The organism is Solimonas soli DSM 21787 (genome assembly GCF_000474945.1).
In the GTDB taxonomy this organism is placed as follows: Bacteria; Pseudomonadota; Gammaproteobacteria; order Nevskiales; family Nevskiaceae; genus Solimonas; species Solimonas soli.
The window spans coordinates 79,470-101,331 of sequence record NZ_KI440839.1 but is presented as its reverse complement, the minus strand read 5'-3'; the positions used below and the strand labels follow the sequence as shown (position 1 = coordinate 101,331).

Below are 21,862 nucleotides of genomic sequence, written 5' to 3'. Positions count from 1 at the left end.
GTGGCAGGGCCGCGGCGCGGCCGTGGCCGCATGATTCAGGAAGCGTGGGCGGTGAGCACCGACTGCGCGAACGGCAGGGTCAGGCGCCGCTTCTCGCGCAGCGAGGCGCGATCGAGCGCATCGAGCGCCTCGACCAGCGCGCCGGTGCTGCGCGCCTGGCTGTGCAGCAGCCAGCGCGTCACCTCGTCGGGCAGCGCCAGTCCGCGCGCTTGGGCGCGATCCTTCAGCAGCGCGCCGCGTTCGGCGTCGCTGAGCGGCAGCAGGCCGAGCACGACGCAGGCGGCGAGCCGCGTGCGCAGATCCGGCAGGGCGACGGCGAGGTGCTCCGGCGGCGCCGCGGCGCTGAACAGGAATGCCTGGCCGGCGGCGCGGCGACGGTCGATCAGGCGCAGCAGCGCCAGCGCCCAGGCGCGGTCGGCGACCACGGTGTCGAGGTCGTCCAGGGCCAGCAGCGCCGGCGCGTCGAAGCCGTCGAGCGCCTCGGGGCCGTAGGCGGCAATCTCGCGCAGCGGCAGATAGGCGCCGGCGTGCGCGCGGCAGGCGGCCTGCAGCAGATGCGTGCGGCCGGACTGCGGCGGGCCGTAGAGCAGGATCGGATGCCGCAGTTCGCGCAGCGCCGCCACCGTCTCGGCGTTGCCGCCGGGCCAATAGCTGGCGAAGCTCGCCGTGTCGCGCAATTGCACGGCGAGCGCGAGCTGGCGGCCCTTCATGCGTCGGGCGGGGTTTCGTCCGGCGGCGGCGCGCCGCGCAGGTACAGCGGGCTCAGCAGCCACTGTTCCTTGGCGTGACGCAGCAGCACGGCGAGCACGGCCGACACCGGCAGCGCGACGAGCACGCCGATGAAGCCGAACAGCTGGCCGCCCGCCATCACCGCGAAGATCACCGCGACCGGGTGCATGCCGATCTTGTCGCCGACCAGGATCGGCGTGAGAAAGGCGCTTTCGGCGACCTGGCCGATGCCGAACACCACGCAGACCCAGACCAGCGGCAGCCATTCGTGCGTCTGCACGAGCATGGCGATCAGCGCCGCGCCGAAGCCGACCGCGAAGCCGAGATACGGCACGAAGCTGAGCAGGCCGGCGATCACGCCGATGATGAGCCCGAGGTCGACGCCGATCAGCGTCAGGCCGATCGAGTAGATCGCCGCCAGCGCCGCCATCACCAGCAGCTGGCCGCGGATGAAGGAGCCCAGCACGCCGTCGGCCTCGCGCGCCAGGCGCGTGGTCTGCGGCAGCAGGCGCGGCGGAATGAGGGCGCGGATCCAGGCGACGAGGCGATCCCAGTCGCGCATCAGGTAGAAGCTGACGATCGGGATCATCAGCAGGTTGGCGCCCATGGTGATGAAGGCCTTGCCCGATTCGGACACGCGCAGCCACAGGGTCTTGACGATGTCGCCGGTCTCCGACCAGTGCTCGCTGACGATCTGCTGCAGCGCGCCGGCGTCGAGGCGCGTGCCGACGTGGATGCCGAGCTTCGGCAGGCCGGTTTCGAGAATCCAGTTGATCCACGCCGGGATGTTGTGGATCAGCGTCACCGCCTGCTGGTAGAGCATCGGCGCCAGCAGCACGAACAGCAGCAGGAAGGCGAGCACGATGGCGGTGAAGACGATGCTCACCGATGCCGTGCGCGACAGGCCGAGGCGTTCGAGGCGGTCGGCGGTCGGATCGCCGAGATAGGCGATGCCGGCGCCGATCACGAAGGGCGCGAGGATCGGCGTCAGGAACCACAGCAGCGCGAGCCCGGCGGCGGCGCCCAGATACCAGGGCCAGTGACGCTTGACCGAGGATTCGGTCTCGTCGAGCGCATTCATCGGGCGAGGCGCAGGTTCAGCGTGCCGGCGGCGAGCGGCGCCGCGCCGTCGGCGACCAGCACCCGGCCGCCCGCCAGCGCCGCGGCCAGACGCGCGCTGCCGCCTTCGGCGCGCACGCCCAGCTGCAGGCGATCGGCCTCGGCGCCCTGCACGGCGACGGCCTTGACGCCGGGCACGGCGCGCAGCGTGCTCAGCACGCGCGCGTAGTCGGCGCTGCCGCGCAGGCCGCTGACGCTCAGCTTCAGTTCTTCGGCCGGCGCCGAGGCATAACCCCAGACCGGCAGGCCGAGCGCGCGCAGCTGGGCGTCGACCGCGGTCTTGTCGAAACGCGCGACCAGCTGCAGCGCGCCGCCCGGTTCCTGGGTGAACCCGTACTGCTGGACGTATTGCGCGGCGCGGCCGAGCACCGGCGCGGCGCTGCCGAGCGCGTCCACGCCGCTGACCCGGCCGACCACCTGGGCGAGCGCCTCGCGCAGGCCCTGGTCGCGGCTCGCCGCGCTCTGGTCGGCGACGCCGACGCGGCCTTCGTAGGGATTGCCGCCGTCGTTCTGTGCCGCGGCGGGCAGGGCGACGAGGCTCGCGTACAGGACGGCGAGGACCAGCAGGGCGGAGGAGAGCGGGCGCATGGACAAATTATCGGGGCCGTACCGCTAAAATAACAGCATCGCGCCGGCGTTCCGCCGGCGTCTTCCTTTCCGGTGGTCCAGGCACAAGCAAATGAAGAAGAACAGCGGGCTCAGTTACCGCGACGCCGGCGTCGACATCGACGCCGGTGACGCCCTCGTCGACGACATCAAGAAGATCGTCAAGTCGACGCGGCGGCCCGAGGTGCTGGCCGGCGTCGGCGGCTTCGGCGCGCTGGTCGGCCTGCCGAAGAAGTACAAAAAGCCGGTGCTGGTGTCCGGCACCGACGGCGTCGGCACCAAGCTGCGCCTCGGCATCGACAGCGGCCGTGTGCAGGGCCTCGGCCAGGATCTGGTCGGCATGTGCGTCAACGACGTGCTGGTGTCCGGCGCCGAGCCGCTGTTCTTCCTTGACTACTACGCGACCGGCAAGCTCGACCAGAAAATCGCGGCGCAGGTCATCAAGGGCATCGCCCAGGGCTGCAAGCTGGCCGGCTGCGCGCTGGTCGGCGGCGAGACCGCCGAGATGCCGGGCATGTACCACGGCGGCGATTTCGACCTGGCCGGCTTCTGCGTCGCCGTCGCCGAGCAGAGCAAGATCATCGACGGCAGCAAGATCAAGCCCGGCGACGTGCTGATCGGCCTGCCGTCGTCGGGCCCGCACTCGAACGGCTACTCGCTGATCCGCAAGATCCTCGAAGTCAGCAAGACCGACATCGGCGCGCCGTTCGGCAAGGGCTCGCTGGCCGATGCGCTGCTCGAGCCGACCACGATCTACGTCAAGCCGGTGCTCAAGCTGCTCGAGCAGGGCGTCGCCGTGCGCGGCATGTCGCACATCACCGGCGGCGGCATCGTCGGCAACCTGCCGCGCTGCTTCGCCAAGGGCATTGCCGCGGTGGTCGACACCGCGAGCTGGAAGCGGCCGGCGATCTTCGACTGGCTGCAGGACAAGGGCGGCGTCGAGCAGGACGAGATGTGGCGCGTCTTCAACTGCGGTGTCGGCTTCATCCTCGTCGTGCCGCGCCTGCAGGCCGACCGGGCGCTCGCCAGCCTCAAGAAGTCGGGCGCCAGGCCGTTCCTCATGGGCGAGATCGTCAAGGGCAAGCAGGACGTGCGCTTTGCCTGAAGCGAAGGCGCGCATCGCCGTCCTGATCTCCGGCGAAGGCCGCAACCTGCAGGCGCTCATCGACGCCTGCGCCGACGGCCGCATCAAAGGCGAGATCGTCGTCGTGCTCAGCAACCGCGCCGAGGCCGGTGGCATCGCGCGCGCGCAGCGCGCCGGCATCGCCGTCGAAGTGCTGTCGCACCGCGACTACGCCAGCCGCGAGGACTTCGATGCGGCGATGGTCGCGCGGCTCGCCGCGCGGCGGCCGGACATCGTCGTGCTCGCCGGCTTCATGCGCATCCTCACGCCGCTGTTCATCGCCGCCTTCGCCGGCCGCGTGCTCAACATCCATCCTTCGCTGCTGCCGCGCCATCCGGGCCTGCGCACGCACGAGGCGGTGCTCGCGCACGGCGACGCCGCGCACGGCGCGACCGTGCACTTCGTCACCGAACAGCTCGACGGCGGCGCCGCCATCATTCAGGGGCAATTCATGGTGCGGCCGCACGATACCGCGCAGATGCTGGCCGCCCGCGTGATGTCCGAGATCGAGCTGAAGATCTACCCGCAGGCGGTGGCATGGATGGCGCGCGGCGAGCTTGCATTGAACGGCGATGGCGTCATCCTGCGGGGGCGGAGACTGGCCGGACCCGTCGGCCTGGAAGCGCTCGAGGAGGGTTTTCGATGAAGATGCCGATGCCGTCGCGCCTGCGCGCAGGCGGCCCGTTCGCGGTGCTTCTGGCGATGCAGATGCTGAGCGGCTTGGCTTTCGCCGGCGATCCGCCGGCATCGGCGAGCGTCGCCTCTAACCCGCCCGCCGCGACGCTCGCCCTGCCCGAGGGCTTCTGGGCGGCGCGCTCCGACCGCTACAGCGTGGCCTGGGGCAGCGTGTCGCTCGGCGAAGGCACCATCAGCCTGAAGCCGACCGGCAGCGGCTGCTACGACTACCGGTCGACGACCGACCCGATCGCGCTCGTGCGCTGGACCTACGGCTCGCCGAGCGAAGCCAGCCGCTTCTGCGTGAGCGGCGGCCTCGTGCACCCGCAGCGCTTCCAGTACAGCAACGACAGGCGCAGCGACGACAACTTCTCGCTCGACTTCGACGCCGGCACGCAGCGCGTGAAGAAGATCAAGGGCGGCGTCGTCACCGAGATCAACGCGCCCGATCCGAGCTACGACCGTTTCTCGATCCGCGAAGCGGTGCGCCTGTGGGCCGCCGAGAACGCCGACCGCATCGGCGCCGAGCAGGATTTCGCCTTCATCGACGACAAGGACGTGCGCACCTACCGCTTCCGCATCGAGGCGCGCGAAACCGTGCAGGTGCCGGCCGGCAAGTTCGAGACGCTGCGCGTCGCGCGCATCGACCATCCGAAGAAGTCCTACCGCTACTGGCTGGCGCCGTCGCGCGACTACGTGCCGGTGAAGATCCAGCACATCAACAAGGGCAAGACCGAGCTGAGCATGGAACTGCTCGGCGCCGGCTGAGCGCCGCTTTGCCCGCTTCAGCCCTGCCTGGCACGCCTCAGGCCGCCGCGCCGTCGAGCACGCCTTCGGCGCGCAGCTTGTCGAGATGGCTTTCGATGTTCATGCGCGCCAGACCCAGCAGGCGCGGATCGACGTCGGCGTAGATCAGCCTGAGCATCGCGTCGAGGTCGCGGCCTTCGCGCCACAGGCTCAGCACCTGCTGTTCGCGCAGGCGGCGGTGCTTGAGCGTCTCCTCGAGGCGGTAGACGGTGCCGAGCGCGGTGCCGTGCGAGGGCACGATCGCGCGCGGCGCGAGCGCGATCAGGCGCTCGAGCGTCGCGAAGTACTTGCGCATGTCGCCCTCGGGCTTGGCGATGACCACGGTGCCGATGCCCTGGATCAGATCACCGACGATGCACCAGGCGCGGTTGTCCGGCATCAGCGCGAGCTGGCCCTCGTCGTGCCCCGGCACCTCGAGCACCCGCACCGGGTGGTTCTGCCAGCGGCACAGCACGTCGCCCTCGCGATAGTGATGCACGGCGAGATCGTGGAAATAGTCGCGGCCCTTCTTCTCGTGCAGGCGCTGCTGCGTGTCCGCCGACATGCCGATCGGCACGCCGAAGCGCCGCGCGATGTCCGGCGCGCGCTCGTGGTGATCCGGGTGATGGTGGGTGAGGAACACTTCGTGGATGCCGAAGCGCTCGACGAGGCGGCACAGTTTCTCACTCTCCTCGTCGCTGGCCGGCGAGGGATCGACGAGCACGCGGTGCGACTGCGAATCGCCGAGCAGGAAGCAGTTGGTGTGCTCGGCCGGCGGCAGCGTGTGCGAGCGCACCAGGATGTTGCGCACGCCGTGGATCTGCTCGATCAGCGGCAGATCGAAATCGACGCGCGTGCGAAAGTCGAGGCCGGGAATCTCGGTGACGCCGATGTCGGCGGCCAGCGCCTCGACCACGGCGCGCGTCGGCGGCGCCATCAGCACCTCGCCCGCCTGGTAGCGCGCCAGCCATTCGGCCGGCTTCGCCCAGCCGGCATGCCCGATCTCGTTGAGATCCACCGCGATCCGCGGCTTGTACGGCAGGGCGACGAGGAAGAAATGCGTGTTGAAGCGCACCGCCATGTTCGGCGGCGTCAGGGCAATGCCGAGAGGGCGCAGGGCGATCGCCTCGTACCGCGCGAGATCGACGCCGAGTTCTTCCTGCAGCTCGCGCATCAGGGCGCGCAGCAGGCGCGGCTCGAAATCGGCGCAGAAGGCGGGCAGGGCGGCACCTTCGCTGTCGGCGGCGTCGACCTTGCCGCCGGGAAAGGCGTGGTAGCCGGGAAAGGCCTTTAGAAACGGCTGGCGGTACACCATCAGTAACTCGTCGCCGCAGACGAGGGCGATGGTGACGGCGTCGACGATCTTGCTCATGACGGTCCAGGCGACAATGGACTGGCATTATCGCCGCAGCCAGGGGTACGGCAAAATCGCCGCGCGGACGGTTTCGGCAACGACGAGGAGCGGCAACCATGGCGGGACGCTGGCGGAACTGGATGGCGCTGCTGGCCACGCTCGGGCTCGGCTCCTGCTTCTCGCCGGGCCGCACCGAGGCGGTGATGCCGACGGCGACGGTCGCCGCGCCGCGGCCGGCGCGCGCGCTGGTCGTGGTGCTGCCGGGCCGCGCCGACGATCTCGCCGGCCTGCGCGCCTCCGGCATCGTCGAGGCGCTGCAGGGCGCGCGGCCGGACGCCGACGTGCTGCTCGCCGGCGCGACGCTGCCGTACTACCTCGAGGGCCGGCTCATCGAGCGCCTGCACGCGATCATCGCGCCGGCCCGCGAGCGCTACCGCGAGATCTGGCTGATCGGCGCGTCAATGGGCGGCATGGGCGTGCTGCTCTACGAGCATGACCATCCGCGCGAACTCGACGGCCTCGTGCTGTTCGCGCCGTACATGGGCGGCGGCAAGCTGATCCAGGAAGTGCGCGCGGCCGGCGGCCCGGCGCAGTGGGAGCCGGGTCCGCGCCCGGCGACGCTCGCCGACGGCAATCCGATGCGCGAGGAGTGGCGCGTGGTGCGCGACTGGGCGCAGCGCCCGCAGGACACGCGGCGCGTCTGGCTGGTCTGCGGCGACGACGACGGCTTCGTCGAGGCGGCACGCATGATCGCGCCGCTCCTGCCGGCGGGGCACTATCTCGAACGCGACGGCGGCCACAAGTGGACGGTGTGGAGCGCCGCGGCCGGTGAAGTCTTTGCGCGGAGCGCGCCATGAACGAACGTACACCCGACCAGGTCGCCGCCGAAGCGGCGCGCGAACTGCAGGCCGCGGTGGCGCCGGCGGCGCGGCGGCGGCTCGGCGCGCTGCGCCAGCTGGCGCCCTTCATCGCGCCGTATCGCGGCCGGCTGCTGCTCGCCTTGGCGCTGCTGCTGCTCAGCTCCGCCGCCTTCCTCGGCGTGCCGCTGGCGTTTCGCGGCCTGATCGATCACGGCTTCGTCGGCGGCGGCGGGATCGGCGCGCATTTCCTCGGCCTGTTCGCGATCGCGCTGGTCTGGGGCGCCGCTTCGGCCGGGCGCTTCTACCAGGTCAGCTGGATCGGCGAGCGCGTCACCGCCGATCTGCGCAGCGCCGTGTACCGCAGCATGCTGTCGCAGTCGCCGCAGTACTTCGAGACGACGCAGACCGGCGAGGTGCTGTCGCGCCTGACCGGCGACACCACGCTGGTGCAGACCGTGGTCGGCTCCTCGCTGTCGATGGGCCTGCGCAGCTTCTTCCAGTTCGCCGGCGGCCTGGTGATGATGCTGGTGGTCAGCCCCAAGCTGTTCTCGGTGACGCTGGTGCTGCTGCTGGTCGTGGTCGTGCCGCTGATCTGGACCGGCCGCCGTCTGCGCCGGCTGTCGCGCGAGTCGCAGGATCGCATCGCCGACAGCTCGGCGGTCGCCGGCGAAGTGCTCAACGCGATCCCGACCGTGCAGGCCTACACCAACGAGCCCTTCGAGCAGCGCCGCTTCGACCGCGCCGTCGAGAACAGCTTCGCGACCGCGATCCGCCGCACGCGGGTCCGCGCGCTGCTGACCGGCGGCATGATCGGCGGCGTATTCGGCGGGATCGTCTTCGTGCTTTGGCTCGGCGCGCAGGCCGTGGTCGGCGGCGCGATGAGCGGCGGCGCGCTGGCCTCCTTCGTCATGTACGCCGGCATCACCGCCGGCGGCGTCGGCGTGCTCGCCGAGGTCTGGGGCGACGTGATGCGCGCGGCCGGCGCCACCGAGCGCCTCATGGAACTGCTGTCGGCGCAGCCGACGATCGCCGCGCCGGCGGCGCCGCAGGTGCTGCCGGCATCGCAACAGGCGCGCGTGCGCTTCGAGCACGTGGCGTTCCGCTATCCGTCGCGGCCGCAGACGCCGGCGCTCGAGGACTTCGATCTCGACATCCGCGAAGGCGAGACCGTCGCCCTGGTCGGCCCGAGCGGCGCCGGCAAGACCACGGCCTTCCAGCTGCTGCAGCGCTTCTACGACGTAGTCTCGGGGCGCATTCTGTTCAACGGCATCGACCTTCGCGACCTCGACCCGCGCGCCCTGCGCGCGCAGATCGGCCTGGTGCCGCAGGAACCCGTGGTGTTCTCGGCCGACGCCTTCGAGAACATCCGCTACGGACGGCCGGACGCCGGCGACGAGGCGGTGATCGCCGCCGCGCGCGCCGCGCTCGCCGACGAGTTCATCGTGCGCCTGCCGGACGGCTACAAGACGTTTCTCGGCGAGCGCGGCCTGCGCCTGTCCGGCGGCCAGCGCCAGCGCATCGCCATCGCCCGCGCCATCCTCAAGAATCCGCCGCTGCTGCTGCTCGACGAGGCGACCAGCGCGCTCGACGCCGAGAGCGAGGCGCTGGTGCAGCGCGGCCTCGAAGCGGCGATGCAGGGCCGCACCACGCTGATCATCGCGCACCGCCTGGCCACGGTGCAGCGCGCCGACCGCCTCGTCGTGCTCGAGCACGGCCGCATCGTCGAAATCGGCTCGCCGGCCGAGCTGGCCAGGAGCGGCGGCCTCTACGCGCGGCTGGCCAGCCTGCAGCTGGTCGCGTGAAAGCACCGGCGGTTAACCGCAGATTTCACAGATTGCACAGCTTGAAAATCTGAACGTTGCTTTGCTGTTCATTTGTGAAATCTGTGTAATCTGTGGTTGCTGTAATGACTTTCTCAGCCACGCTCACTCCTCGGGAAACATGAACCGCCTACAGGCCGTCCACGCGCTGGGCCAGTCGCTCTGGCTCGACTACATCCGCCGCGATCTGCTCGCCGGCGGCGGCCTGCGGCGCCTGATCGAGCAGGACGCGATCACCGGCCTGACCTCCAATCCGGCGATTTTCGAGAAGGCGATCGGCGGCAGCAGCGACTACGACGCGGCGCTGCGCGCGCTGGTGGAATCCGGCGTGCAGGAGCCGGCCGAGCTGTTCGAGCGCCTGGCGATCGAGGACATCCGTCTCGCCGCCGACGAGTTCCGCAAGGTCTACGACCAGACGCGCGCCGCCGACGGCTACGTCAGCCTCGAAGTCTCGCCGCGCCTGGCGCACGACGCCGACGGCACGATCGCCCAGGCGCGGCGTCTGTGGCAGGCGGTCGGCCGCGACAATCTGATGATCAAGGTGCCCGGCACGCCGGCCGGCGTGGCGGCGATCCGCACGCTGATCGGCGAGGGCATCAACGTCAACGTGACCCTGCTGTTCTCGCGCGAGGCCTACCGCGCGGTCGCCGAGGCCTACATCGACGGCATCGAGCAGTGGACGCAGCGCGGCGAAGGCAACCGCGTCGCCAGCGTCGCCAGCTTCTTCGTCAGCCGCATCGACGCCGCGCTCGACGCCGAGATCGAACGGCGCATCGCCGCCGGCGAGGGCGACGCCGCGCGTCTGCGCGCGCTGCTCGGCAAGATCGCGATCGCCAACGCGCGGCTCGCCTACCAGGACTACAAGGCGCTGTACGCGACGCCGCGCTGGCAGAAGCTCGCGCAGCAGCATCGCGCGCGGCCGCAGCGCTTGCTGTGGGCGAGCACCGGCACCAAGAATCCGCAGTACCGCGACACCCTGTACGTCGAGGAGCTGATCGGCCTCGATACCGTCGACACCGTGCCGCCGGCGACGCTCGATGCATTCCGCGACCACGGCGAGGCGCGCTCGCTACTCGAACACGCGCTCGGCGACGCGCAGAAAGTGTTCGACGAGATCGCCGCGCTGAATCTGCCGTTCGCGGCGAGCGTCGAGCGCCTCGTCGCCGAAGGCGTGCAGCTGTTCGTCGACGCCGACGACAAGCTGCTCGCCGCCGTCGCCAAGAAGCGCGACGCGATCGCCGCCTGAGGCGGACCGCCTCGCCGCCAAGCCCCGCCCGCACACGGGGCTTTTTCATGTCCGCAGCTGAGCGCGGCGTGAACGCGCGCCGGCCGCGAAAGTTCAGTCGAAATTCAGAGCGGCGCCGCAAGATGGTCGGCGTCCGGAACGTCCCGGTATGGAGACGACGCCCCGCACGGCGCGTCGCAGACAAGGAGAAGTCCATGAAGATGAAAGCCATCCTCGTAGCCGCCGCCGTCGGCCTCGGCGCCGCGCCGCTGTTGAGCCACGCCGACGCGCAGACGACGAAGAGCGAGGCGAGCCAGTACGTGTCGGATTCGGCGATCACCGCCAAGGTGAAGTCGGCGCTGCTCGCCGAAAAAGGCCTGAAGTCGACCGACATCAGCGTCGAGACGCAGAACGGCGTCGTGCAGCTGTCCGGCTTCGTGGTTTCGTCGGCCCAGATCGATCAGGCCGTCGACGTCGCCAAGCACGTCAAGGGCGTCAAGGACGTCAAGAACGATCTGCGCCTGAAGAGCGCGACCGAATAAGGCGGTCGCCTCGCAACGAAACAAGCCCCGCCGCGTCCGCGGCGGGGCTTGTTCATGGTGCGCCATTACTCCTGGCCGAGGCTGCGCTTGAAGCGTTCCAGCATGCGCCGGCCCTTCTTGCTCGGCCGTCCGCCGTCGATCACGGGCGCGGCCGCCTGGCGCGCGAGGCGCCCGGCCTCGCGGCGGGCGATGCTCTGCGGCAACTCGTGATAGAGCTTCTGCGCTTCCGGCGCGCCGCCGCGCACGGTCGACAGCGCGTCGACGACGATCTCGTGCTCCTCGCCGCCGCGTCGCACCGTCAGCTGCATGCCGACACGCACGTCCCTGGCGACCTTGCAGCGTTCGCCTTCGTGGCGCACGTGACCGGCCTCGATCGCCTGCTTGGCCAGGCTGCGCGTGCGGAAGAAACGCGCGGCCCACAGCCATTGGTCGAGACGTACCGCGTCGCTCATCGTGCCGTGGAAAACGCGCCCGGCGGACCGTTCAGCGGTGCAGGCCGCACTCGGTCTTCGGCTTGCCGACCCAGCGGCCGCTGCGGCCCTGGCCCGGCACCGTGCAGTGCACGCAGCCGATCGACTGGTAACCCTTGGCGACCAGCGGGTGGAACGGCAGATCGTGCTCGCGGATGTAGGCGTCGCGCGCCTCGTGCGTGACGTCGATCATCGGATTGAACTTCACGATGCCGTTGCGGACCTCGAAGATGTCGAGCTGCGCGCGGTGCTCGGTGTCGCTGCGCATCAGGCTCGAGACCCAGATCTGGTAGTTCGGCTTGATTGCGTCGAGCGGCTCGACCTTGTTGATCGCGCAGCAGAAATCCGGATCGCGCTCGTAGGTCTTGTCGTCGATCGTGAACTGGTGCTTCCAGTCCTCGGCGCGCACGCTGAACACGTCGAGCTTGAACAGTCCGACGAGGTAGTCGCGATAGCTCAGCGTTTCCGGAAAGTGATAGCCGGTGTCGATGAACGCGAATTTCTGGCGCGGCTCGATGCTGGAGATCAGGTGCAGGAAGTAGGCCGAGGTCGCCGCGAACGAGGAGGTGACGAGCACCTTGTCGACGTCGAACTCGCGATACAGCTGGCGGATGCGCCGTTCGAAGTCGAGCGGCGCATAGCGCGCATTGAGCTCGGCAATCGCGTCCGCGCTCAGGCCGGCGCTGTTCGCGCTCGGGGCGGCGGGGGCTATGGCTTCGGCAATCGACACGGCACGTCCTGCGGTGCGCCCGATGGCGCGGGGCGCGATTTTAAGGGATTACCCGCGGATGTGCGCATGACCGGGCAAAAGCGTCTCAGCTCATGACTGCCAGCACTAGGCAGACTACGGCGATGTCCATGGCTACGCCCCGCAGGCCTCGCTGCCGGGCATCGTCGAGGAGATCAACACGCTGCTGCAGCGTCCGGCGCCGGCGGACGCCGCGCCGTGACGAGGCGGCGTGCGATCATAGGCGGATGACGACGAGCCTCTACGAACGCCTCGGCGGCGACGAGGCGGTGCTGCGCCGCCTGGTCGATGCCTTCTACGACCGCATGGACCGCGACGCCGTCTACGCCGGCATCCGCGCCCTGCATCCACCGTCGCTCGACGGTTCGCGCGACAAGCTGTTCTGGTACCTCTGCGGCTGGACCGGCGGCGAACCGCATTACGTCTCGCGCTTCGGCCATCCGCGCCTGCGCGCGCGGCATCTGCCGTTCGCGATCGCCACGCGCGAGCGCGACCAGTGGCTCGACTGCATGGCCGCCGCGCTGCTCGAAGCCGGCATCGCGCCGGCCCTGGGCGAGGAGCTCATGCGGGCGCTGGCGCCGCTCGCCGACTGGATGCGCAACCGCGCCGAGTGACGCGCCTGCCGGCGGCCGATGCCAAAAGCCGTCGCCACGCTCTAGACTGCGCTACCGGGACAGCAGGGAGGCGGAACCGGAATCCGGCGGAACACCCGATGCGCGCGAGCTCACTCGTCGTCTGCGAACACTGCGATGCCGTTCACGAACGGCGCCGGCTGGCGCCGCGCGAGCGGGCGCTGTGCGTGCGCTGCGGCGCCGAGCTGTACCGCGCCGGCGGCGTCGATCTCTACACGATGCTGGCACTGACGCTGGCCAGCCTGATCGTCTTCGTCATCGCCAACGTCTATCCGATCATCACGCTGGAGCTGCAGGGCGTCGCCAACCGCAGCACGCTGTGGGGCGCGATCCACGCCACCTGGGAAACCGGCGTCGGGCCGGTCGCCGTGCTCGCCGCGCTGACCGTGTTCTTCTTTCCGCTCGCGCAGATCCTCATGTTCGGCTACGTGCTGTTCGAGCTCCTGCGCGGGCGCGCGCCGCGCGGCTTCGTCGACATCATGCACGCCCTGCGCCTGATGCGGCCGTGGAGCATGGTCGAGGTCTTCATGCTCGGCACCCTGGTGTCGGTGGTGAAGATCGCCGGCCTCGCGCAGGTGACGCCGGAGATCGGCATCTTCGCCTTCGGCGTGCTGACGATCCTGCTGACCACGATCAACTCGTTCGACCTGCGCCTGCTGTGGGACGCGCACGAGCGTGTCGCCGCCGACGGCGCCGCGGCCGGGCTCGTCGCATGAAGGTCCGCACCGCGACCGCGATGGGCCTGCTGCCCTGCGAAGCCTGCGGCCTGGTCTGCCGCGCGCCGCCGCCGGGCGCGCCGGCGCTGTGCTGCCCGCGCTGCGAGGCGCCGCTGCACCGGCGCAAGCCGGACAGCTATCGCCGCAGCTGGGCCTTCCTCCTCGCCTCGATGCTGCTCTACATCCCGGCCAACGCGCTGCCGATCATGCAGACCTCGACGCTGGTCTACGACGAGAACAACACCATCCTCGGCGGCGTGCGCGTGCTCTGGGTCGGCGGCTCCTGGGACCTGGCCATCATCGTCTTCGTCGCCAGCATCTGCGTGCCGCTGCTGAAGATGGTCGCGCTGACCGTGCTGCTGCTGAGCGCGCGCCGCCATTCCAAGTGGCGGCAGGTCGAGCGCGCGCGGCTCTACCGGCTCGTCGAGTTCGTCGGCCAGTGGTCGATGCTCGACGTGTTCGTGGTCGCGCTGCTGGTGGCGCTCGTCAACTTCCAGTCGGTCGCCGAAGTGCGCGCCGGCCCCGGCCTGATCGCCTTCGGCGCCGTCGTGGTGCTGACGATGCTGGCGTCGATGAGCTTCGATCCGCGTCTGATCTGGGACGAACCCGAGCGACAAGACTCACCATGAGCGAGAACGAACCCGCCACTCCGCCCGATTCACCGTCCGACCTGCCGGCGCCGGCGGTCCTGCATCGCCGCCGCTGGAGCCTGTCGCTGATCTGGCTGGTGCCGGCGGTCGCGGCGCTGGCCGGCATCGTGCTGCTGCTGCGCGCCTGGCTGGCCTCGGGGCCGATCATCACGATCCGCTTCGCGACCGCCGAGGGCATCGAGGCCGGCAAGACCGAGGTTCGCTACAAGGAGGTGGTGGTCGGCCAGGTCAAGCGCATCCGCCTGTCCGACGATCGCCAGCACGTGCTGGTCAAGGTCGAGCTCAGCAACGACGCCGCCAGCATCGCCGTCGAGGACAGCAAGTTCTGGGTGGTGCGGCCGCGCGTCGGTCTGGGCGGCGTGTCCGGCCTGACCACGCTGCTGTCCGGCGCCTACATCGGCGTCGACGTCGGCACCTCGCAGGAGGAGCGCACCGAGTTCGACGGCCTCGAAGTGCCGCCGGCGGTGACCAACGACCAGAAGGGCCGGCGCTACGTGCTCGAAGCCGGCGATCTCGGCTCGCTCGACATCGGCTCGCCGGTGTACTTCCGCCGCACCCAGGTCGGCCGCGTGGTCGGCCACCAGCTGCGCGACGATGGCCGCGGCGTGCTGCTGACGGTGTTCGTCGACGCGCCGTATGACCGCTTCGTCACGCGCAACACGCGCTTCTGGAACGCCAGCGGCGTCGACGTCAGCGTCGGCGCGTCCGGCTTCAAGCTCGACACCGAATCGATCGCCGCGGTGATCGCCGGCGGCATCGCCTTCGAGGCGCCGCCGCTCGAGGACGCCGGCCGCGTGGTCGCCGAGAACGAGCACTTCGCGCTGTTCGACGATCGCAGCTCGGCGCTGGCGCCGCCGGACGGCATCGCCATGGACGTGCGCATGCGCTTCAACCAGTCGATGCGCGGGCTCACGGTCGGCGCGCCGGTCGATTTCCGCGGCGTCAACATCGGCAGCGTGACGGCGGCCGCGCTCGACTATGATCGCGACGCGCGCAAGCTGTTCGCCGTGGTCGACGCGCGCCTCTATCCGGAGCGGCTTGGCCGCCTGTTCCAGCGCCAGATCCGCCAGTCGGGCGACGAGGGCCGCGCCGGCCGCGAATTCTTCACGCGCATGATCGGCTACGGCCTGCGCGCGCAGCTGCGTCCCGGCAATCTGCTGACCGGCCAGCTCTACGTCTCGCTCGACTTCGACAAGAAGGCCGCGCCGTTCAAGGTCGATGCCGCGCAGACGCCGTTCGAGCTGCCGACGGTGACCGGCGGCCTGGAAGAGATCCAGCAGCAGATCGCCAGCATCGTCAACAAGCTCGACGAGATTCCGTTCGGCGAGATCGGCCGCAATCTCAATGGCACGCTGCAGAGCGCCGACAGCCTGCTCAAGCAGCTCGACGGCCAGCTCGCGCCGCAGGCGGTCGGCCTGCTCAAGGACGCCCGCCAGGCGGTCGACGCCGCCAACCAGAACTTCATCGCCAACGAATCGCCGCTGCAGCGCAATACGCAGGCGACGCTGGATTCGATGGAACGCATGGCGCGCTCGATGCGCGAGCTGGCCGACTACCTGAAGCGCCATCCCGAATCGCTGCTGTTCGGCACGCCCGGCAACGCGCCGCCACGTGACGACGGCGGCACCGCGGACCCGGGCAAAGAGGAGAAGAAGTGATGAGGCCGATGATCCGCGCCGCCGCCTTCGCGCTCGCCGCCGTCCTGCTCGCCGCCTGCAGCGGCGAAGCGGTGCGCTACTACACGCTGCTGCGGCCTTCGGCGACGCCGATCGTCGCCGGCCAGGCCGCCTTCGCGCTCGACGTGCAGCCGGTGCGCGTGCCGGCGACCGTCAACGTGCCGGAGCTGGTGCTGCGCCAGAGCGGCGGCGAGGTGGCGGTGGTCGAGACGCGCATGTGGGCGGCGCCGCTGCCGGACGAGGTGCGCGGCGCGCTCGCCGCCGAGCTCACCGATCGTCTCGGCGTGCCGGACGTCTCGATGGTCTCGCCGCCGCCCGGCCTGCCCGTGTATCGCGTGCTGGTCGACCTGCAGCGCTTCGACGCCCGGCTAGGCAGCGGCGTGCGCATCGACGCGGTGTGGACGGTGCTCGACACGGCGGCCGGCGTGAAGGCGCGGCGCACCTGCGTGAGCAGCGTGACGACGCCGGTGGCGCCCGGCTACGACGCCCTGATCGGCGGCGCGCAGGACGGCCTCGCCAGGCTCGCCGCCGACATCGCCACGCTGGTCGGCAGCCTGCGGCAGGCGGGCGACGCGGCGCGCTGCCCGGGCTGAGCGCCGCGTTCAGTCCGGCGCGCTGCCGCGGTAGAACGCGCGCTTCCAGTCGCGATGCCGCCGGTTGGCACGGCGCAGCAGGGGCAGGAAACGCGCGACGCCGAGAAACAGGCGGTTCAGCGCGTGCCAGGGCTGGCGCAGCGGGCGCGGGAAGTCGATGAACAGCACCACGCGCCAGCCGTCGGTGCCGTTCCACACCTCGTGATTGAAGCTGTCGTCGAAGATCAGCGTCTCGCCCTCGCGCCAGTGGCAGATCCGGTTGCCGACGCGAATGGCGACGCGCGTCGCCGGCTCCGGCACGATCAGGCCGAGATGGCAGCGCAGGATGCCGTTGTAGGCACCGCGGTGCGGCGGAATCTTCTTGCCCGGCGCGAGGATCGAGAAGAAGGCGGTGAGCACGCCGGGAATCCGCCGCAGCAGGGCCATCGTTTCCGGACAGCGCAGCTGGTTCTCGGCAAGGTCCATGCCGGCGCCGATCAGCCAGTAAGTCTTCCACTGATCGTCGTTGCTGATGGTGCGCACCTCGTCGAGGATCTGGTGAAAGGCCGGCAGGTTGTCGCGCTGCGTGAGCACTTGCTCGAGCTCGCTGCGCACCAGGCGCCAGTGCGCTTCCAGGTTCTCCGTCCAGGCGAAGTCGCGGCTGGCGTAGACCGGCGCATCGGGCAGGCGCGACACGCGCGCGACGAAGTTCTCGAGCGCCGTCTGCAGCACGATGCCGAGACGCGCGGCGAGGCCGCGATCACTGCCGAGCGTATGCGCCCGGCTGTTGAGATCGGCGGAAGGAGTGCCCAGAGTCGCCTGCGTGCTGTCGTTCATCGCGCGTGCCATGTTCGGTCGTTCGGCGGCGTCACTGCGGCGCCGGGCGGCATGGTGCGGCAGCGCGCGAACAAATGGGAAGAGCTTGCGCGCAGAAGCTAGCGGGCGGGCGTGAACCCGCCCTGAACTGCCGGAGATACCTCAGTGCCCCTCGGCGTTCGGCAGCAACGCGGCGCCGCGCAGCGGGCGGCCACGCCAGAGCGGTACGAGCACGTAGTGCCACAGCGCCAGCGCGAGGCCGATGCTGGCCGCCGCGCGCACGGCGGGCTGCGCGGCGGCGTAGGCCGGGACACGGACGAAATCGGCGACGGCGCAGGCGCCGAGCAGCGCGACGATCGCCAGGTGGCCGGGCAGGCGCAGACCCCAGCGCCAGCGCCGCATCGCGTGCAGGGCGAGCCAGGCCGCGAGCAGGCCCACGGCGGCACCGGCCAGGATATCGACCGGCCAGTGCGCGCCGACCGCGACGCGGCTCGCGGCGATCAGCGCGGCGACGCCGAGCGCAAGGGCGCGCGCAAAGCGCTCGCGCCATTCGCAGGCGAGTGCGGCAGCGGCGACGAAGGCCGTCACCGAATGGCCGGACGGGAAGCTGTCGCGGCGCCACGGCGGGCCGAGCTGGCGGAAGCTGTCGTGCGCCAGCACCGCCGGCGGACGCAGCTGATCGGCGCAGATCTTGATGCCGTGCGAGAGCAGGGTCGCGATCAGCGCCGCCAGCACGGCGTGCCAGACGGCACGCGGGTGCCGCCAGCTGATCGAAAGGAACACGCTCAGCACGAACAGCGTGTCGCCCGCCTGCGTCAGGGTTTCGACGCTGCGATCGCCGAGCCCGCGCCCGGCGTCGTTGAGCGTGTGGAAGCCGGCGTGATAGCCGCCGCCGAGCAGCAGCACGAGCGCGCCGAGGCTGAGCATCATGGCGGTGCTGAGCAGCCAGCGATGCTGGCCCGGAGCGGCAGGCGGCAGCTGGAGACGCCGGACGAGTGACATGGCGGGGCGAGGTCATGGGAGGCGATGCAGCAAGGCTACGCCGCCCATTTGAAATTCCATTGACAGTGCGTCGCCCGGCAGCGCCTCGCGCAATGCCGGCAGCTTGTCGAGGCGGACGAATACCAGCTGGCCCGGCGCCGGAAGGCCCGGCGGCGTCGGCGCGCCGCGGTAGACGCTGAAGCTTGGCAGGTAGGTGCGGAACATCACCGTCGGCAGGCCGCGCGCGCGCGCGTGCAGCGCCGCGAGCCGCGTCGGCTCCTCGTAGGCGCGCGCAAAGGCGGGGACCGTGAAGCCCCACAGCAGCGTGGCCTGCGTGACGCCGGCCAGCAGCAGCGCCGCCGTCCAGCGGCGCGGCGCGACGGCGAGTGCGTACAGCAGCAGCATCGCCGCCGCCGCCGACAGCGCCGCGTAGGCGCCGTCGAACTGCGTCGCCGCCAGTTCGAGAATGCCGCGCTCGTAGGCGCGCCGCGCGCCGGCCGCGAGCAGCGGCAGGGCCCACGGCAGCGCGGCGAGCGCGATCGCCAGCAGCAGCGCCGGCACGAGCGCGGCGCGGCGCCAGCGGACCGCCTGGTGATGGCGGCCGATCATCACGAACAGCGGCGTGCAGCCGTACAGCAGGTAGTGCGGCAGCTGCGTCTTCGAGAACGAGAACAGCAGCAGCACGAGCAGGAACCAGACCAGCCCGTAGCGATCGAACGCATCGCCGCCGGCAACCCCGGGCGCGAGCGCGGCGCGCAGCGCGCCGCAGAAGGGCAGCACGACGACCGGCAGCGCCGCGAGGTAGAACCACCAGTGGCCGCCGTGATGCTGCAGGGTCTCGGTATAGCGGCCGACGTTGTGATCGAGCAGGAAGTGACGCAGGAAGACGCCGCCGTCCTGGCGGAGCGAGGCAAGCACCCAGGGCGCCACGACGGCGAACATCAGCAGCCAGCCGGACGGATCGAGCACGGCGCGCAGCCACAATCCGAAGCGGCCCTGCCAGGCGAAGAAGATCAGCGAGGCGGCGCCGGGAATCGCCAGCGCGACCGGCCCCTTGGCGAGCAGGCCGAGGCCGATCGCGAGGTACACGCGCAGCAGCGTCGCGCGGCGCTGGCGCTCGTACCAGCGGAAGATGTCGAGGCCGGCCGAGGCGAGCAGCAGGTTCAGCAATGCGTCGGCAGTCGCGGCGTGGCCGATCAGGCTGCTCATCAGGCTGAAGGCGATCGCGCCGGCGGCGACCAGCGCCTCGCCGCGCGCCTGCTCGCGCTCGCGGGCGAAGGCGTAGACCAGCCACATCCACAGCGTCGCGCAGAGCATGGACGGCAGGCGAAACGCCAGCTCGCTGCGGCCGAGCACGCGCACCGACGCGGCCTGCAGCCAGTAGCTCAGCATCGGCTTGTCGTAGCGCGGTTCGCCGTCGAGCGTGGTGCTGACGTAATTGCCGCTGTCGATCATCTCCAGCGTCGCTTCGCTGAAGGCGCCTTCGTCGAGATCGAACAGCGGCGTGTTCCAGGCGCCGAGCCAGAAGCCGATCGCGGCGAAGACGACGAGCCAGGCGCGCTCAGGCATGCGGTTCCCTCCAGGCATCGGACAGGCGATCGAGCGGCGTGTGCCGCTCGGCGGCGGGCGCGTGCAGCACGCGCGTCATGATCTCGGCGACGATGCCGGTGGTGATGAACTGCGCAGCGAACATCAGCAGCAGGATGCTGACGAAGAACAGCGGACGCTGGCCGATGTCCTCGCCGAGCACGAACTTCACGAACGCGAGATGCATCATGCCGAGCGAGCCGATCGCGCCGACCACGAGGCCGATGGCGCCGAAGAAGTGGCCGGGCCGTGCGCGGAAGCGCAGGAAGAAGAACGCCGTCAGCAGATCGAGCAGGACGCGGAAGGTACGTGACAGGCCGTACTTCGACTGGCCGTGCCGGCGCGGATGGTGCGCGACCGGCGTCTCGGCGATGCGCGAGGGCGCCGTCACGGTCGCGATCCAGACCGGCATCAGGCGGTGCATCTCGCCGTACAGGCGCACCTGGCGCACCACGTCGCGCCGCATCAGCTTCAGGCTGCAGCCGTAGTCGTGCAGGCGCACCCCGGTGACGCGCGCGATCAGGCGGTTGGCGATCTTCGACGGCAGCTTGCGCGACAGCCAGTGATCCTTGCGCTCGGCGCGCAGACCGCAGAGCAGGTCGAGATCGCCGGCGACCAGTTCGTCGACCATGCGCGGGATATCGATCGGATCGTTCTGCAGATCGCCGTCGAGCGTGGCGATCAGCTCGCCGCGCGCGTGGTCGATGCCGGCCTGCGTCGCCGCGGTCTGGCCGCTGTTGCGCGCCAGGCGGATGCGCTTGACGTGCGGGCCGTGCGCGGCGATCGCCTCGGCCATGCGCGCGGCGCTGCGGTCGCTGCTGCCGTCGTCGACCAGCAGCAGCTCCCAGCGTCCGCGATAGCCGGCGAGGCCTTCGTGGATGCGCGCCACCAGCGGCAGCACGTTGTCCTCCTCGTTGTAGACCGGCACCACGACCGACAGGCCGGGCGCGGTCCCGCCGCCGGAGCCGTCCGCGGACGCCGCGGTTCCTGTGTCGGACCGATCAGTGGTTCGCAGCATCGCGGCGGCCCTGCATCAGCAGGGGAATTTCCGGCAGTGCCAGCAAGGCGCCGCCGAGCGCGCTGCCGAGCAGCAGCAGGTGCAGGGTGACGGCGGCGGCCAGCGCGCTGCCCGACACGCCGTCGCCGAGGCCGGCCAGCACGCCGGCCTCGAAGGTGCCGGCGCCGGCCGGCGCGTGCAGCGGCAGCAGGGTGCTGGCGTCGCCGCCGATGGCGCCGAGCAGCGCGGCGGCCGGCGCCGCGCCGGCCAGCGCCTGCAAGACCGCCGCGAACACGGCGAGCTTGAGCAGCCAGGCCAGCCAGGTCAGCGCGAGATCGCGGAGCAGTGCCGGCACGCCGGCCGGGATGGCGGCGAGCGCCTCGCCCCAGCGCGGCTGCGCCCGCAGGCGCGCCGCGAGCGGCGCGCGCAGCAGATGGAAGGCCAGCGGCAGCAGGGCGACGCTGACGGCCATCGTCAGCCACGCCGGGCCGAGCCGATGGCGCAGACGCAGGGCCAGCGCGGCGAGCGCCAGGGCGGCGACGCAGTGCAGGTCGAGCACGCGCAGCCAGGCCAGCAAACCGCCGCCGTGCGCCCAGCTCAGCTTGAAGCGCCGGCCGAGCATCCACGGCAAGCTCAGCTCGCCGAGTCGCGCCGGCAGCAGCAGGTTGGCGGCGTTGTGCAGCCAGAGCAGGCGCAGCGTCGAAGCGTAGGCCGCGGCCGGCAGCGCCTCGCGCGCGCCGAGATAAAGGCGCCAGGCACGCAGCGCGTAGCTCGCCAGCATGGCCGCGACGAAGGCGAGCAGCAGCTGCCAGGACAGCGCCGACCAGGCCGCAAACAGCTGCCGCCAGCCGCACAGCCACTCGACGGCGGCGCCGTAGGCCGCCGCGATCGGCAGCAGGAAGACGAGCGGGCGGCGCGTCGGGTACGGGCGGGGCGGGCGCGGATTCACGGGACGCGCAATCTAGGGCCACGTGATGATGCTGACGCGACAGCGTCATGAAAACGCCATGACGGCGCCTTGCGGCGAGCGACGCCCTCCTCATCCAAGCCTCTCCTCGCGCCGGGAGGAGAGGGCTCGAAGCCGCGCCGCACTGTCATCACCGCTTCCCCTCCGCCCGCCTGCGGGGGGAGGGGCCAGGGGAGGTGGGTACCGGATCGGGCACCGCGGCGAGCGATGC

23 protein-coding genes are annotated in these 21,862 nt (G+C 70.8%); 12 read left to right on the top strand and 11 right to left on the bottom strand.

Annotated features, from left to right (window positions below; translation table 11 throughout):
- Positions 1-35: 35 nt before the first annotated feature.
- From hda to K344_RS0118210, 3 genes are read right to left on the bottom strand one after another with little or no spacing between them, the layout of a single operon-like run.
- Entirely contained in the window at positions 36-710 is a 675-nt protein-coding gene (gene hda, locus K344_RS0118220; protein ID WP_028081871.1) for a DnaA regulatory inactivator Hda, read from the bottom strand.
- Complete coding sequence (locus tag K344_RS0118215) at positions 707-1,810, bottom strand: AI-2E family transporter (RefSeq protein ID WP_084197608.1); 1,104 nt, start codon at positions 1,808-1,810, stop codon at positions 707-709. The genes hda and K344_RS0118215 overlap by 4 nt, the downstream gene beginning before the upstream one ends.
- Positions 1,807-2,436: a DUF8605 domain-containing protein gene (locus tag K344_RS0118210; protein ID WP_028081869.1), complete on the bottom strand. Its 630-nt coding sequence runs from the start codon at positions 2,434-2,436 to the stop codon at positions 1,807-1,809. The genes K344_RS0118215 and K344_RS0118210 overlap by 4 nt, the downstream gene beginning before the upstream one ends.
- A 91-nt stretch (positions 2,437-2,527) precedes the next feature.
- Between K344_RS0118210 and purM the strand changes: the two genes are divergently transcribed.
- From purM to K344_RS0118195, 3 genes are read left to right on the top strand one after another with little or no spacing between them, the layout of a single operon-like run.
- Complete coding sequence (purM, locus tag K344_RS0118205) at positions 2,528-3,559, top strand: phosphoribosylformylglycinamidine cyclo-ligase (RefSeq protein ID WP_028081868.1); 1,032 nt, start codon at positions 2,528-2,530, stop codon at positions 3,557-3,559.
- Entirely contained in the window at positions 3,552-4,223 is a 672-nt protein-coding gene (gene purN / locus K344_RS0118200) for a phosphoribosylglycinamide formyltransferase (RefSeq protein WP_028081867.1), read from the top strand. Before purM ends, purN begins: the two co-directional genes overlap by 8 nt.
- Entirely contained in the window at positions 4,220-5,020 is an 801-nt protein-coding gene (locus K344_RS0118195) for a DUF3108 domain-containing protein (protein WP_028081866.1), read from the top strand. The genes purN and K344_RS0118195 overlap by 4 nt, the downstream gene beginning before the upstream one ends.
- Positions 5,021-5,057: 37 nt before the next feature.
- Here the strand turns inward: K344_RS0118195 and K344_RS0118190 are convergent, their stop codons facing one another.
- Positions 5,058-6,410 carry an MBL fold metallo-hydrolase gene (locus K344_RS0118190; RefSeq protein WP_028081865.1) on the bottom strand — a complete coding sequence of 451 codons (1,353 nt, stop codon included), beginning with the start codon at positions 6,408-6,410 and terminating at the stop codon, positions 5,058-5,060.
- A gap of 98 nt (positions 6,411-6,508) precedes the next feature.
- On the opposite strand from K344_RS0118190, the gene K344_RS0118185 reads away from it, so the two are divergent.
- The 4 genes from K344_RS0118185 (at position 6,509) to K344_RS0118170 (ending at position 10,839) form a co-directional block, all read left to right on the top strand.
- Entirely contained in the window at positions 6,509-7,249 is a 741-nt protein-coding gene (locus tag K344_RS0118185) for an alpha/beta hydrolase-fold protein (protein ID WP_028081864.1), read from the top strand.
- Complete coding sequence (locus tag K344_RS0118180; protein ID WP_028081863.1) at positions 7,246-9,054, top strand: ABC transporter transmembrane domain-containing protein; 1,809 nt, start codon at positions 7,246-7,248, stop codon at positions 9,052-9,054. The genes K344_RS0118185 and K344_RS0118180 overlap by 4 nt, the downstream gene beginning before the upstream one ends.
- A 139-nt stretch (positions 9,055-9,193) precedes the next feature.
- Positions 9,194-10,318, top strand: a complete 1,125-nt coding sequence (gene tal / locus K344_RS22490; RefSeq protein WP_043114939.1) for a transaldolase — start codon at positions 9,194-9,196, stop codon at positions 10,316-10,318.
- A gap of 194 nt (positions 10,319-10,512) precedes the next feature.
- On the top strand, positions 10,513-10,839 hold the full coding sequence (locus K344_RS0118170; RefSeq protein WP_084197606.1) for a BON domain-containing protein: 327 nt from the start codon (positions 10,513-10,515) through the stop codon (positions 10,837-10,839).
- 65 nt (positions 10,840-10,904) lie between these two features.
- Here K344_RS0118170 and K344_RS0118165 read toward each other — a convergent pair whose 3' ends face one another.
- Together K344_RS0118165 and K344_RS0118160 are read right to left on the bottom strand one after the other, a co-directional pair.
- Positions 10,905-11,291, bottom strand: coding sequence for an RNA-binding S4 domain-containing protein (locus tag K344_RS0118165; protein WP_028081862.1), 387 nt, complete (start codon positions 11,289-11,291; stop codon positions 10,905-10,907).
- Positions 11,292-11,322: 31 nt separating this feature from the next.
- Complete coding sequence (locus tag K344_RS0118160; protein ID WP_051362420.1) at positions 11,323-12,033, bottom strand: phosphoadenylyl-sulfate reductase; 711 nt, start codon at positions 12,031-12,033, stop codon at positions 11,323-11,325.
- A gap of 251 nt (positions 12,034-12,284) precedes the next feature.
- On the opposite strand from K344_RS0118160, the gene K344_RS0118155 reads away from it, so the two are divergent.
- The 5 genes from K344_RS0118155 to K344_RS0118135 all read left to right on the top strand — a co-directional run bounded on the left by K344_RS0118155 (position 12,285) and on the right by K344_RS0118135 (position 16,324).
- Positions 12,285-12,671: a group II truncated hemoglobin gene (locus tag K344_RS0118155; RefSeq protein ID WP_028081860.1), complete on the top strand. Its 387-nt coding sequence runs from the start codon at positions 12,285-12,287 to the stop codon at positions 12,669-12,671.
- A gap of 98 nt (positions 12,672-12,769) precedes the next feature.
- Positions 12,770-13,405, top strand: a complete 636-nt coding sequence (locus K344_RS0118150; RefSeq protein ID WP_028081859.1) for a paraquat-inducible protein A — start codon at positions 12,770-12,772, stop codon at positions 13,403-13,405.
- Positions 13,402-14,034 carry a paraquat-inducible protein A gene (locus tag K344_RS0118145; RefSeq protein ID WP_028081858.1) on the top strand — a complete coding sequence of 211 codons (633 nt, stop codon included), beginning with the start codon at positions 13,402-13,404 and terminating at the stop codon, positions 14,032-14,034. The genes K344_RS0118150 and K344_RS0118145 overlap by 4 nt, the downstream gene beginning before the upstream one ends.
- Positions 14,031-15,713 carry a PqiB family protein gene (locus K344_RS22485; protein WP_051362398.1) on the top strand — a complete coding sequence of 561 codons (1,683 nt, stop codon included), beginning with the start codon at positions 14,031-14,033 and terminating at the stop codon, positions 15,711-15,713. Before K344_RS0118145 ends, K344_RS22485 begins: the two co-directional genes overlap by 4 nt.
- Positions 15,713-16,324 (top strand): PqiC family protein, encoded by a 612-nt coding sequence (locus tag K344_RS0118135; protein ID WP_051362397.1) that lies wholly within the window; start codon positions 15,713-15,715, stop codon positions 16,322-16,324. Before K344_RS22485 ends, K344_RS0118135 begins: the two co-directional genes overlap by 1 nt.
- A 9-nt stretch (positions 16,325-16,333) precedes the next feature.
- Here K344_RS0118135 and K344_RS0118130 read toward each other — a convergent pair whose 3' ends face one another.
- The 5 genes from K344_RS0118130 to K344_RS22470 all read right to left on the bottom strand — a co-directional run bounded on the left by K344_RS0118130 (position 16,334) and on the right by K344_RS22470 (position 21,633).
- The gene (locus K344_RS0118130) at positions 16,334-17,152 is read right to left on the bottom strand and encodes an aspartyl/asparaginyl beta-hydroxylase domain-containing protein (RefSeq protein ID WP_245586263.1); all 819 of its coding nucleotides are present in this window, start codon (positions 17,150-17,152) and stop codon (positions 16,334-16,336) included.
- 129 nt (positions 17,153-17,281) lie between these two features.
- Positions 17,282-18,121, bottom strand: a complete 840-nt coding sequence (locus K344_RS22480; RefSeq protein ID WP_051362396.1) for a phosphatase PAP2 family protein — start codon at positions 18,119-18,121, stop codon at positions 17,282-17,284.
- 12 nt (positions 18,122-18,133) lie between these two features.
- Positions 18,134-19,669 carry an ArnT family glycosyltransferase gene (locus tag K344_RS0118120; protein WP_051362395.1) on the bottom strand — a complete coding sequence of 512 codons (1,536 nt, stop codon included), beginning with the start codon at positions 19,667-19,669 and terminating at the stop codon, positions 18,134-18,136.
- A complete protein-coding gene (locus K344_RS22475) occupies positions 19,662-20,705 on the bottom strand; it encodes a glycosyltransferase family 2 protein (RefSeq protein WP_043114938.1) in 1,044 nt (347 codons plus the stop codon). Before K344_RS22475 ends, K344_RS0118120 begins: the two co-directional genes overlap by 8 nt.
- Entirely contained in the window at positions 20,689-21,633 is a 945-nt protein-coding gene (locus K344_RS22470; protein ID WP_051362394.1) for a lysylphosphatidylglycerol synthase domain-containing protein, read from the bottom strand. Before K344_RS22470 ends, K344_RS22475 begins: the two co-directional genes overlap by 17 nt.
- Positions 21,634-21,862: the final 229 nt, after the last annotated feature.